The following is a 12894-nucleotide window of genomic DNA, read 5'->3' as shown; positions in this document are numbered from 1 at the left end:
CAGTGTTACAGGTTGCCGCGCGCTTCCTGCTCCCGCTCGATGGCCTGGAAGAGCGCCTTGAAGTTGCCCTTGCCGAAGCCCAGCGAGCCGTGCCGCTCGATCAGCTCGAAGAAGACGGTCGGGCGGTCCTGCACCGGCTTGGTGAAGATCTGGAGCAGGTAGCCGTCCTCGTCCCGGTCGACCAGGATCTTGCGCTCCTTGAGCTGCTCGATCGGCACCCGCACGTTGCCGATCCGCTCCCGCAGCTCCGGGTCGTCGTAGTACGAGTCGGGGGTGTCCAGGAACTCGACACCGGCGGCGCGCATCGCGTCGACGCTGGCCACGATGTCGTTGGTGGCGACGGCGATGTGCTGGGCACCCGGGCCCTGGTAGAACTCCAGGTACTCGTCGATCTGCGACTTCTTGCGGGCGATGGCCGGCTCGTTGAGCGGGAACTTCACCTTGCGGGTCCCGTTCGCGACGACCTTGCTCATCAGCGCCGAGTAGTCGGTGGCGATGTCGTCGCCGACGAACTCCGCCATGTTGGAGAAGCCCATCACCCGCTTGTAGAACTCCACCCACTCGTCCATGCGGCCCAGCTCGACGTTGCCGACCACGTGGTCGACGGCCTGGAAGAACCGCTTCGGCTGGATGCCGGCGTCGATCATGGGCTGCCGGTCGACGATCGGGCCGCGGGCCACGAAGCCGGGCAGGAACGGGCCGCGGTAGCGGGACCGGTCGACGAGCGTGTGCCGGGTGTCGCCGTACGCGGCGATGGAGGCCATCCGGACGGTGCCGTTCTCGTCGGTCACGTCGTGCGGCTCGACGACGCCGGTGGCGCCCTGACCGATTGCGTGCGCGTACGCGGCGTCGACGTTCGGCACCTCGAGCGCGATGTCGCTGATGCCGTCGCTGTGCTTCGCCACGTGCTCCGCGCCGTCGGCGTCCGGGCGCACCGCGCCGGTCAGCACGAACCGGGCCGAGCCGCTGGTCAGCACGTACTGGGCGTGGTCGCGGTAGCCCTGCTCCGGGCCCCGGTACGCCACGCAGGTCATCCCGAACGCGGTGGAGTAGTAGTGCGCCGCCTGCTTGGCGTTGCCGACCAGGAAGTGCACGTGGTCGAGCCCACGGACGGGGAACGGGTCGTGGCTGATGTCGTGGTCGACTGCGCCGACGAGCCGGTCGATGTCGACGTCCTCGGTCGACTGGGGTCGGTCGATCGCCTGGGTCATGGTGGCCTCCCTCGCGTACCGGCCGGCCTCGTGGGCCGGTTCTTGACCGAAGGATCGCGGTGCGGGCACCGAGTGGGCAACTGTCGGCATAAATGCTGGTCAGGTTGCGCATTCGGTATGGTCTGGACCCATGAATGGTGGGCAGGCTGTACAGCTCGACGCGCTCGACGTCCGGTTGGTCGAACTGCTCGCCGAGGAGCCGCGGATCGGGGTGCTGGAGTGCTCCCGGCGGCTCGGCGTGGCCCGGGGCACCGTGCAGGCCCGGCTGGACAAGCTCGTCGAGCGGGGTGTCATCCGGGGCTTCGGTCCGGAGATCTCGCCGGCCGCGATCGGCTTCGGGGTGACCAGCTTCGTCACGTTGGAGATCAGCCAACGGCAGGGCCACGACCCGGTCACCGCCCACCTGGCGGCGATCCCCGAGGTGCTGGAGGCGCACACCATCACCGGCTCCAGCGACCTGCTCTGCCGGATCGTGGCCCGCTCCAACACGGACCTGCAACGGGTGATCGACCAGATCGTCTCGTTCGCCGGCATCACCCGCGCCTCGACGATCATCGCGCTGGCGGAGCAGATCCCCTACCGCACGCTGCCGCTGATCCGCAGCGCCGTAACACCTTCCGGCGCAGAAAGCGCGGCGACACGGCGGCGCGGGCGTACGGAAGATCCGTGATCGTGGCTACGGTGTGCGGGTGGCGAAGGGGAGCGTGCGCGTCGGGCTGCTGGCCGGCCTCGCCGTGGTCGTCGCCCTCGCCGCCACCGGCGTCTGGAATCCGTTCCCCGGCATCTGGGACTGGGTGGACCGCAGCGAACCCATCTCCGAGCCGGACGTGGTCTGGCAGCAGCGGGTCGGCGGCACCCCGCGCAGTGTGACCATCGCCGGCGACACCGTCGTGGTCGAGCAGCGCACCCGGGTGGAGGCCCGCAGCCTGGCCACCGGGGCTCAGCTCTGGGAACGCAAGGCGGACTGGTCGGCGGTCGCGGGTGGCGACCGCGATCCGGTCGTCGCCGTGGGCAAGCTCCTGGTCAAGGGGTACGAGCTGCTCGACCCCACCACCGGTGCGGTCCGACGGCGCGACGACGACGCCGTGGCCGTGTGGACGTACCGGAACCTGCTGCTGGACGCCCGCTGCACGGACGCCACCGACTGCACGCTGAGCGCGTGGGACCCGCGCGGCACCAAGCCACTGTGGACGGCCTTCCTGCCCGGGGTGCACAGCGGCCTGCTCGCCGACAACCCCGGCCTGCGCGGCACCCGCCGGCTCACGGCCACCCGCATCGACGACGGAGTGGCCGGGGCCGAAACGGCACCTCCGCTGCTGGGCTTCCCGGTCGACGGCCGGGTGCACGTCGTCGACACCGCCACCGGGCGCGTGCTGCAGAACGTCGAGCCCGGCCGGGACGAGCGGCTGTCGGTGGTGGGCGGCCGGATGCTGCGGATCGCCGCCCGCTCCCAGGACGGCACCTGCTACTTCGCCATCTCCGCGCGGGACCCGGCGACCGGGCAGGAGGCGTGGCAGCGGGCCGGGGTCAACCTGCGCACCGCCGACACCGCCGGCTGCGTCCAGCGCGAGGACCCGCAGGGCGCGCGGAACGTGCTGATCGGCGTCGGCCCGGACGGCCGCGAGGCGGTCATCGACGGGTACGACGGACGGCTGCTCTGGGTCGGCGAGGCCAGCACCAAGCTCGTCGCCGTCGACGACCGCTACGCGGTGTTCCGCTCCGCCGACAAGCGCTCGGTGGTGTCCCGTGAACTCGGTGCCGACAAGGTGCGGTGGACCAGGCCGGCCAGCGCCAAGGCGGGCGCGGCGCTCACCCCGTACGCGGCGGTGCTCGCCGACGAGAAGCCGTCGCGGCTGGTCGCCCTCGACCCGCGCACCGGGCGGGAGTTGGCCGTGCTGCGGACCTCGGCGAACGCCCTCGCCGTCGGCTCGCAGGGCATGATCATCGGCGAGGGTCGGGAGATCGGGTACGTCCGCTTCGGCGCCACGCCCGGCGCCCCGTCCCGCAGCCGGGCGACGGCGGCAACCCTGGCCCGGGCGGCACCCGCCCGGGGTCGGGTGACGGCAACGGCGACTGCGGGCCCAAGGGTGAGTTGTGCACCGAACCGGACGGCGGCAAGGACGGCTGAGCGGGCGCGACTTCGGGGCGCTGAGCGCTGACGACCTCGGCGGATGAGAGCGGCGTCCCAGACCCAGCCCGGCGGGTGGGAATGATCGACCGGTCTGCCCTAGGCTTGCCGCTCATGAGCAGTGCCGCCGCATTCTCGTACGCCCCCCTGCTGCCGACCGGCCCCGACCAGACGGAATATCGCCTGGTCACCGACGAGGGCGTGGACGTCGTGCACGGCCCGGGGGGCCGTCGTTTCCTCACCGTGGAGCCGGCCGCGCTGACCGCGCTGACCGCCGAGGCGATGCACGACATCGCGCACTTCCTGCGCCCCGCGCACCTGGCGCAGCTCCGGGCGATCATCGACGACCCGGCCGCGTCGTCGAACGACCGGTTCGTCGCGCTGGACCTGCTGCGCAACGCCAACATCGCCGCCGGCGGGGTGCTGCCGATGTGCCAGGACACCGGCACGGCGATCGTGATGGGCAAGCGTGGCCGGCACGTGCTGACCGACGGCGCGGACGCCGAGGCCATCTCCCGGGGCGTCTACCAGGCGTACACGAGGCTCAACCTGCGCTACTCCCAGCTCGCCCCGCTGACCATGTGGGACGAGCGGAACACCGGCAGCAACCTGCCGGCCCAGGTGGAGCTGTACGCCGAGGACCCGGACGGACACCCGGACGCGTACAAGTTTCTCTTCATGGCCAAGGGTGGCGGCTCGGCCAACAAGTCGTACCTCTACCAGGAGACGAAGGCGCTGCTCAATCCGACGCGGATGATGCAGTTCCTGGAGGAGAAGCTGCGGTTGATCGGCACCGCCGCCTGCCCGCCGTACCACCTGGCCATCGTCATCGGCGGCACCTCCGCCGAGTACGCGTTGAAGACCGCGAAGTACGCCTCCGCGAAGTACCTGGACGCCCTTCCGACGCAGGGCTCGATGAGCGCCCACGGCTTCCGCGACCTGGAGCTGGAGGCGCAGGTGCTGGAGCTGACCCGCAACTTCGGCATCGGCGCGCAGTTCGGTGGGCGCTACTTCTGCCACGACGTACGGGTGGTGCGGCTGCCCCGGCACGGCGCGTCGTGCCCGGTGGCGATCGCGGTCTCCTGCTCGGCGGACCGACAGGCGGTTGCCAAGATCACCCCGTCGGGCGTGTGGCTGGAGCGCCTGGAGACCGACCCGGCGCGGTTCCTGCCGGACGTCACGGAGGATGCGCTCGAGGCCGAGATGGTCGTCCGGGTCGACCTCAACCGGCCGATGGACGAGATCCGGGCCGAGCTGTCCAAGTACCCGGTAAAGACCCGCCTGTCGTTGTCCGGCCCGCTCGTCGTGGCCCGGGACATCGCCCACGCCAAGATCGCCGAGCGGCTGGACGCCGGTGAACCGATGCCGCAGTACCTGCGCGACCACGCCGTCTACTACGCCGGCCCGGCGAAGACGCCCGAGGGGTACGCCTCGGGCTCGTTCGGCCCGACCACGGCCGGCCGGATGGACGCGTACGTGGAGAAATTCCAGGCCGCCGGCGGCTCGCAGGTGATGCTGGCCAAGGGCAACCGGTCGGGTCAGGTGACCCGCGCCTGCCAGCAGTACGGCGGCTTCTACCTCGGCTCGATCGGCGGTCCGGCGGCCCGCCTCGCCCAGGACTGCATCAAGCACGTCGAGGTGCTCGAATACCCCGAGCTGGGCATGGAGGCCGTCTGGAAGATCGAGGTGGAGGACTTTCCCGCCTTCATCGTGGTCGACGACAAGGGCAACGACTTCTTCGCCGAGGTCACCAAGCCGGTGCTCACCATCGGCCGCCGCTGACCTCTCCGTCCCGCGCAGCGGCGCCTCTCGCGTCGGTGGTCGGACTGCGTCGAGCTGTGACCGTCGGACTACGCTGCTGGTCGGTGTGTGATCGACGCGGGAGAGTAGATGCGGTTCGGGATCCTGGGGACTCTGCGTGTCGGTGGTGGGTCCACCGTCACGGCAGGTCGGGACCGGGTCGTGCTCGCGATGCTGCTGCTGCGTGCCGGCCGGCTGGTGCCGGTCGACGAGTTGGTCGACGCGGTCTGGGAGGAGAGCCCTCCGGCTACCGCCCGTGCCCAGTTGCAGACGTGTGTGTCGCGGCTGCGGCGTCGCCTCACCGAGCTGGGATTCGCCTCGGGGACCATCGTCACCGATCCTGCCGGTTACGGCGTACGCATCGATCCCGCCGACCTGGACGCGAACCTGTTCACCCGGGGGGTGGAGGTGGCGCGGGCGGCGGGCGCGGCCGGTCGTCTGGTCGACGCCCGTACGCACTACCGGGCGGCGCTGGCTCTGTGGCGGGGTCCGGCGCTGGCGGGCATCGCCAGCCGTAGTGTCCGTCGTCGGGCGCAGACGCTCGACGAGCAGCGCCTCACGGTGCTGGAGGAGTGCGTCGACGTCGAGCTGCGCCTCGGGCGGGCCGCCGAGCTGATCGAGGAGTTGACCGAGAGCGTCGAGGTGTACCCCTCGCGGGATCGGCTGCGGGGGCAACTGATGCTCGCGCTCTCGTCGGTGGGTCGGCAGGCCGCCGCGCTGGCGGTCTACCGGGAGGGCCGTCGGTTCTACGCCGACGAGTTGGGCCTCGAACCGGGCGGCGCTCTGCAGGAGTTGCACCAGCGGGTGCTGGCCGGTGACCTCGCGCTGGCCGGCCGGGAGGTCCGGTCGGCGGCCCCGGTGCGCTCGCTGCCCCGGGCGATCGGCGACTTCACCGGCCGGCAGCAGACGCTGACGCGCCTGCTGAAGGACGTGGAGGCCGGCGCACGGATCCAGCTCATCGACGGCATGGCGGGCAGCGGCAAGACCACGCTGGCGGTGCACGTCGCGACTGTCCTCGCGGAGAGCTATCCGGACGCTCAGCTCTACATCGACCTGCACGGGCACAGCGAGCGCACCCCGTTGACGCCGTCGGCGGCGGTGGCGACCCTGCTACGGCAGCTCGGTGTTCCCGCCGACCGGGTGCCGACGAGCCAGGACGACCGGTTGGCGCTCTGGCGCACCGAGCTGGCCGGTCGGCGGGCCCTGCTGGTGCTGGACAACGCCGCCACGGCTGGCCAGGTGACACCGCTGCTGCCCAACGGCTCGCACTGCCTGGTCCTGGTCACCAGCCGTCGCCGGCTGGTCGGCGTGGACGAGGGACGGCCCGTGTCACTGCCGGTGCTCGACCGGGACGAGGCGGTCGAACTGCTCGGGCATGTGGTCGGCTCCGACCGGGTTGCCGCCGAGCCGGAGGCGGCAGCCGAGATGGTGCGGCGCTGCGGTCACCTGCCACTGGCGATCCGGCTGGCCGGCGCTCGCCTGGCGCATCGGCCCCGCTGGCGCATCGCCGACCTCGCGGAGCGGCTGTCGAGTCGACCCGACCCGCTGGCCGAGCTCGAGGCGGGCGACCGGTCGGTGGGCCGGGCCTTCGCTCTGTCGTACGCCCAGGTGCCGCCGTCGGCGCAGCGTGCGTTCCGGCTGCTGGGCCTGCACCCGGGGGTACGGTTCGACACCCCGGTCGCCGCCGTGCTCGCCGAGCTGTCCCTACCCGACGCGCAGGATCTGCTGGACGAGCTGGTCGACGCGCACCTGGTCGAGGAGGCTGAGCCGGGTCGGTACCGGTTGCACGACCTCGTCCGCGAGTACGCCCGGACGTTGGTGGCTGATCCCGAGAGGGCAGCGGAGCGGCGGGAAGGCATCGAGCGGCTGCTCGATCACCATCTCCAGGTCGCCACGGCAATCGCTCGCAGGCGGGAACTCTCCGCCGCTCGTCCGCTGCTCGTGGTGGCGGAGCCGCTCCGCCCCGACCTGGCCGCGACCGTCGCCGAACAGGGCAGGGCCTGGCTCGACGAGAACATGGCCCTGTGGCCCGCGCTGGTCCGCCTGGCCGAGACGGAGAGGTTCCTCAGCTACTGCTGGCAGTTGGCCAGGGCGGGCTGGTACGCCCAGTTCGAGAGCGGTCGTCTGGACGAGTTGATCGAAACGCACTCCACGGGACTGCGGGCCGCGGAGGATCTGGGCGACGAGAAGGCAGTGGCGACGTTGCTCAACTACGTCGCCTCGGCCCACTACCGGCTGAGTAACTTCCCGGAGGCGATCCGGGTGATGGAGAGATCGCTCGAGATCTTCCGCCGGCTCGGTCTGCGTCGCCAGTACCGCAACACCCTCGGCAACCTGGGCATCTCGTATGCCGCCAACTTTGAGTTCCAGCGGGCAACCGAGGCCTACGACGCCGCCCGGGAGTTGGCGACACGGATGCGCGACAACGAGGCGTTGGCGAACGAACTCAACAACCTGTCGATGACCCTGCTGTTCTGGGGCTGGCTCGACGAGGCGGTGCGCACGGCCCGCAGGCACCTGGGCATCGCCCGCGAGCTCGGCGACCCGCGCCGGATCGCAAATGCCCTCGGGCACCTGGGGATGGCTCGGCACCGGATGGGCGACCTGGCACCGGCTGACCGGCTGCTGCGCGCCTCGCTGCGCTTGAAACGACAGGTGGGCGCCCGGTTCGGCGAAGGCGAGGTGCTGAACGAGATCGGAATGATGGAGCGGGAGGCCGGCCGTCCGGAGCGGGCCGCCGACCTGCACCGTTCGGCGCTCGTCGCGATGACCGACGTGGGGGACCGGACCGCCCAGTGCGGCACGCGCAACCTGTTGGCCCGAGCCATCCTGGCCCAGGGAGACGTGACGAGCGCCCTGGACCTGTATCGCCGGGTGCTCGCCGACGCGGCCCAGTTGGGTGTCCGATACGAGCAGGGTCGAGCCCTGGAGGGCATCGGCCGCTGTCTGCTGACGACCGATCCGGTGGCGGCCCGCGCACACCTGACCCGGGCGCTGTCCCTTTATCGGCAGATCGACGTGCCGGACCGGCACGAGGTGGAGCAACTGCTCGCCGACCTTCGCTGACCGGTCGATTATGCGGCGAGGCGCCAGGCTTCCGCCTGACGCCTCGCCCCGTCGGTAGCACCTCCACCGACATCGGTACGCCCGCCCGCTGGGGGGTGGGACGGTCGCACCGCCCCCGTCGGATGTCGTCACCGGCAACCTTGGACCAAGTCTGCGGTGCACCCCACTCGATCCGCTCTCAGATCACTATCACCGGACCGCGCCGACCTGTGACCGCCGGACTACGCTGCTGGATGTTGTGAACACGGGGGAGCAGATGCGGTTCGGAATCCTGGGGCCTCTGCGCGTCGGCGGTGGCGAGTCCACCGTCACCGCGGGCCGGGACCGGGTCGTGCTCGCGATGCTGCTGCTGCGTGCCGGTCGGCTGGTGCCGGTCGACGAGCTGATCGACGCGGTCTGGGAGGAGAAGCCTCCATCTACCGCGCGAGCACAGTTGCAGACGTGTGTGTCGCGGCTGCGGCGCCGCTTTGTCGACCTCGGGCTGTCTCCCGAGATCATCGTGACCGACCCGGTCGGGTACGGCGTGCGAATCCTGCCGACCGACCTCGACGCCGAGGTCTTCGCTCGGGCGGTCGATGAGGCCCGGTCGGCCGTCGCCGCCGGCCGGCCGAGTGAGGCGCGTGAGCGGTTCCGCGCCGCGCTGGCGCTCTGGCGGGGAATGGCCCTCAGTGGAATACCGAGCCGCAGCGTCCGTCGGCGCGCGCAGACGCTGGACGAGCAACGCCTCACCGTGCTGGAGGAGTGCGTCGAGGTCGAGTTGCGCCTCGGGCAGGCCGCCGATCTGCTCGACGAACTCAGCGAGAGCGTCGACCGGCATCCGCTGCGGGAGCGTCTGCGCGGCCAACTGATGCTCGCGCTGTCCTCGGTGGGCCGGCAGGCTGACGCGCTCGCCGTCTACCGGGAGGGTCGGCGGATTCATGCCGACGAGCTGGGCATCGAGCCCGGTGCCGCATTGCACGAGGTGCACCAGCGAATACTCGCCGGTGACCTGGCGCTTACCGGCCCGGAGGAGCGGTCCTTCACCCCGGTCCGAGCGCTACCCCGGGCCATCAGCGATTTCACCGGACGGCAGGAGACGGTCGCACGGCTGGTGAAGGAGATCGAGGAGGACGACGCCCGGATCCAGCTCGTCGACGGCATGGCGGGCAGCGGCAAGACCACGCTGGCCGTGCACGTCGCCAACGCGCTCGCGGACCGCTATCCGGACGCGCACCTCTTCATCGACCTGCACGGGCACAGCGAACGTGAACCGGCGCCGCCGGCCGCGGCCCTGGCCGCACTGCTGCGCCAGCTCGGTGTCCGTGGGGACCGCATACCGGCCGACACCGACGAACGCGCGGCCCTCTGGCGAAGTGAGCTGTCCGGACGACGGGCGATCGTGGTGCTCGACAACGCTGCCAGCGCCGCCCAGGTCGCCCCACTACTACCCAATGGCCGGGACACCCTGACCTTGATCACGAGCCGCCGCCGGCTCGCCGGCTTGGACGGCGGCAAGCCGTCGTCGCTGGCGGTGCTGGACCCCGACGAGGCCGTGGAGTTGCTCGGCCGGGTGGCGGGCGTCGAGCGGGTTGCCGCAGAGCCGGAGGCGGCGGCCGAGGTCACCGGCCGTTGCGGATACCTGCCCCTGGCGATCCGACTGGCCGGAGCCCGGCTCGCCCACCGGCCCCGGTGGCGGGTCCGCGACCTGGCGGACCGGCTCGGCACCGGACGCGACACCCTGACCGAACTGTCGGCGGGCGAACGCTCCGTCGGGCAGGCCTTCGCCCTGTCGTACGCACAGCTCGACCTCGAACAGCAGCGGATGTTCCGGCTGCTGGCGCTGCATCCCGGGGGTCTCTTCGACGACCGGTTGGCGGCGGCGGTCGTGGACCTGCCGCTGCCGGCCGCCCAGGACGTGCTTGACGGTCTCGTCGACGCGCACCTCGTCGACGAGCCGGAACTCGGACGCTTCCGTTACCACGACCTGATGCGCGAGTACGCCCGACAGTTGCTGGAAACGGGTGAGACCGCAGCACAACGGAAGGCCGCCCTGGTCCGGCTCCTTGATCATCACCTACATGTGGCTCACGCCGTCACCAGCCGGATCGAGCCGGTAGCCAGCCGATCCGCTCTGGTACTGCCGGAGCCTCCCCGAGCTGATCTGGTGCGAGCAGCGGCGTCGGATGGCGTCGGCTGGTTCGACGTCAATCGGGCCGCACTGCCGGCGCTGGTGCGGCTGGCGGCCACCGAGGGGCATCTCGAACGGTGCTGGCAGCTGGCGCGTACGTCCTGGTTCTACCTGTTCTCGCACGGCCACCTGGACGAGTTGGTGGACACGCACACCGTCGCACTGCGCGCCGCCGAGCAGCTCGGCGACGCGGGGGCCGTCGCCACCGTGCAGAACTACCTGTCCTCGGGCTACTTCCGGCTCGGTCGGTTTCCGGAGGCCATCGAGCTGATGGAGGTCGCGCTCCGGTTGCGTCAACGGCTCGGTGACCGCCGTGGTGAGGCCACCGTCCGTCGTAATCTGGCCATCGCGTACGGCGCCAACTGGCAACTGGCTCCCGCCATGACCCACTCCGCCGCGGCGCTGGCGCTGGTCTCCGGCGGTGACCAACCGGCGGAGGTCATCGCGATGCTCAACAACCAGACGCTCCTGCTGCTGGCCTCGGGCCGCTATCCGGAGGCGCGGGTGGCCGCGCGGCGTCAGATGCGCCTGGCCCGCGAGATCGGCGACATGAACGGCCTGTGCTACGCCCTCGGTCACCTCGGCGCGGTGCGGGCCCGGCTCGGCGACTATCCGGGTGCGCACCGGTTTCTGCGGCTGGCCTTGCATTTCAAGCGCCGTCAGGACAACCGCTTCGGCGAGGGTGAGGTCCTCAACGAGCTCGGCACCATCGAACGGATCCTGGGCCGGCCGGAGGCGGCCGCGATGTTGCACCGCGAGGCGCTCGCCGCGGTGACCAAGTCGGGAGACCGCCTCGCGGCCTGCCTGTCGCGCAACCTGCTGGCCCGTGCGCTCCTCGACCAGGGTGACGTCACCAGCGCATTGGACCTGCACCGGCGGGTGCTCGCCGACGCCATCCGGTTGGACGCCCGGCACGAACAGGCCGGGGCGCTGGACGGTATCGCCCGCTGCCTGCGGGACTCCGACCCGGCCGGCGCCCGGTCACACTGGCTCCGAGCGCTGGCAGTGTTCACCCAGATCGACTCACCGGAGCAGCACGAGGTGGAGCGGCTGCTCGCCGAGCTGGGCTGACGGATCATCTGCGGTTCGGCCGTGGGCGCGGCAGGATGGTACGCGTGACGACTCCAGAGGCGACCGGTTACCGGATCGAACGCGACTCGATGGGCGAGGTGGAGGTGCCCGCCGAGGCGCTGTGGCGGGCGCAGACCCAGCGCGCGGTGCAGAACTTTCCGATCTCCGGCCGGGGCATCGAACCCGCCCAGATCAAGGCCCTGGCCCAGATCAAGGGTGCGGCGGCCGAGGTCAACGGCGAGCTTGGCGTGATCGACGCCAACGTGGCCGCCGCGATCGCCGCCGCTGCCGCGCACGTGGCCGACGGAGGGTACGACGACCAGTTCCCGGTCGACGTCTTCCAGACCGGATCCGGAACGTCGTCCAACATGAACGCCAACGAGGTCATCGCGACCCTGGCGAGCCGGGAGCTGGGCTCGCCGGTGCACCCGAACGACCACGTCAACGCGTCCCAGTCCAGCAACGACGTGTTCCCGTCCTCGATCCACCTGGCCGCCACCCAGTTCATCGCCGAGGACCTGCTGCCGTCGCTGACCCACCTCGCCGAGGCGCTGGAGGGCAAGGCGGCCGAGTTCGAGACGGTGGTGAAGGCGGGGCGTACGCATCTGATGGACGCCACGCCGGTCACCCTCGGGCAGGAGTTCGGCGGGTACGCCGCCCAGGTCCGCTACGGCATCGAGCGGTTGGAGGGTTCGCTGCCCCGGCTGGCCGAACTGCCGCTGGGTGGCACCGCCGTGGGCACCGGGATCAACACGCCGCTGGGCTTCGCCGCCGCCGTGATCGGCAAGCTGCGCGAGTCGACCGGGCTGCCACTGTCGGAGGCCCGTAACCACTTCGAGGCGCAGGGTGCCCGCGACGCCCTGGTGGAGACCTCCGGGCAGCTCCGCACCATCGCGGTGGGCCTCTACAAGGTCGCGAACGACATCCGCTGGATGGGCTCCGGCCCCCGGGCCGGCCTGCGGGAGCTGCGCATCCCCGACCTCCAGCCCGGGTCGTCGATCATGCCGGGCAAGGTCAACCCCGTGGTCGCCGAGGCGATGCGGCAGGTCTGCGCCCAGGTCATCGGCAACGACGCGACAGTCGGGTTCGCCGGCTCCCAGGGCGACTTCGAGCTGAACGTCATGCTCCCGGTGATGGGCCGCAACCTGCTGGAGTCGATCCGGCTGCTGGCCGCCGCGAGTCGGCTGTTCGCCGACCGTCTGGTGGCCGGCCTGGTCGCGGATGCCGAGGTCTGTCTGGCGTACGCCGAGGGCTCGCCGTCGATCGTCACCCCGCTGAACCGCTACCTGGGGTACGACGAGGCCGCCTCCATCGCCAAGGAGGCGCTGGCGAAGCAGGCGTCGATCCGTGAGGTCGTCATCTCCCGAGGGCACGTCGACTCCGGCAAGCTCACCGAGACCCAGTTGGACGAGACGCTGGACCTGCTCCGGATGACCCACCCCTGACCCGCG

6 protein-coding genes and 1 pseudogene are annotated in these 12894 nt (G+C 71.2%); 6 read left to right on the top strand and 1 reads right to left on the bottom strand.

Annotation, left to right across the window (positions count from 1 at the left end; genetic code table 11):
- Window positions 1-5: 5 nt before the first annotated feature.
- The gene (gene hppD / locus ACQP0N_RS30955; RefSeq protein WP_357172543.1) at window positions 6-1211 is read right to left on the bottom strand and encodes a 4-hydroxyphenylpyruvate dioxygenase; all 1206 of its coding nucleotides are present in this window, start codon (window positions 1209-1211) and stop codon (window positions 6-8) included.
- Between the two features lie 130 nt (window positions 1212-1341).
- Here hppD and ACQP0N_RS30950 point away from each other — a divergent pair, with 130 nt between their 5' ends.
- From ACQP0N_RS30950 to ACQP0N_RS30925, 6 genes and pseudogenes are all read left to right on the top strand, one after another.
- Window positions 1342-1881, top strand: a complete 540-nt coding sequence (locus ACQP0N_RS30950) for an Lrp/AsnC family transcriptional regulator (RefSeq protein ID WP_433116034.1) — start codon at window positions 1342-1344, stop codon at window positions 1879-1881.
- A gap of 46 nt (window positions 1882-1927) precedes the next feature.
- Window positions 1928-3339: pseudogene (locus tag ACQP0N_RS30945) on the top strand (PQQ-binding-like beta-propeller repeat protein).
- A gap of 114 nt (window positions 3340-3453) precedes the next feature.
- On the top strand, window positions 3454-5121 hold the full coding sequence (locus tag ACQP0N_RS30940; RefSeq protein WP_433116032.1) for a fumarate hydratase: 1668 nt from the start codon (window positions 3454-3456) through the stop codon (window positions 5119-5121).
- 108 nt (window positions 5122-5229) lie between these two features.
- Window positions 5230-8205 carry a BTAD domain-containing putative transcriptional regulator gene (locus ACQP0N_RS30935; RefSeq protein ID WP_433116030.1) on the top strand — a complete coding sequence of 992 codons (2976 nt, stop codon included), beginning with the start codon at window positions 5230-5232 and terminating at the stop codon, window positions 8203-8205.
- Between the two features lie 256 nt (window positions 8206-8461).
- On the top strand, window positions 8462-11443 hold the full coding sequence (locus ACQP0N_RS30930; RefSeq protein WP_433116028.1) for a BTAD domain-containing putative transcriptional regulator: 2982 nt from the start codon (window positions 8462-8464) through the stop codon (window positions 11441-11443).
- Window positions 11444-11478: 35 nt separating this feature from the next.
- A complete protein-coding gene (locus ACQP0N_RS30925) occupies window positions 11479-12888 on the top strand; it encodes a class II fumarate hydratase (protein ID WP_433116026.1) in 1410 nt (469 codons plus the stop codon).
- Window positions 12889-12894 lie beyond the last annotated feature (6 nt).

The sequence above is a fragment of the Micromonospora sp. CA-246542 genome, from assembly GCF_050942905.1.
Taxonomy (GTDB): domain Bacteria; phylum Actinomycetota; class Actinomycetes; order Mycobacteriales; family Micromonosporaceae; genus Micromonospora.
This window is presented reverse-complemented; position numbering and strand designations above follow the sequence as displayed.

Excerpts from the sequence above, each read along its gene's own strand:
- ACQP0N_RS30940 (WP_433116032.1), top strand. The coding sequence starts at position 3,454 with ATGAGCAGTGCCGCCGCATTCTCGTACGCCCCCCTGCTGCCGACCGGC.
- ACQP0N_RS30925 (WP_433116026.1), top strand. The coding sequence starts at position 11,479 with ATGGTACGCGTGACGACTCCAGAGGCGACCGGTTACCGGATCGAACGC.
- ACQP0N_RS30935 (WP_433116030.1), top strand. The coding sequence starts at position 5,230 with ATGCGGTTCGGGATCCTGGGGACTCTGCGTGTCGGTGGTGGGTCCACC.
- hppD (WP_357172543.1), bottom strand. The coding sequence starts at position 1,211 with ATGACCCAGGCGATCGACCGACCCCAGTCGACCGAGGACGTCGACATC.
- ACQP0N_RS30950 (WP_433116034.1), top strand. The coding sequence starts at position 1,342 with ATGAATGGTGGGCAGGCTGTACAGCTCGACGCGCTCGACGTCCGGTTG.
- ACQP0N_RS30930 (WP_433116028.1), top strand. The coding sequence starts at position 8,462 with ATGCGGTTCGGAATCCTGGGGCCTCTGCGCGTCGGCGGTGGCGAGTCC.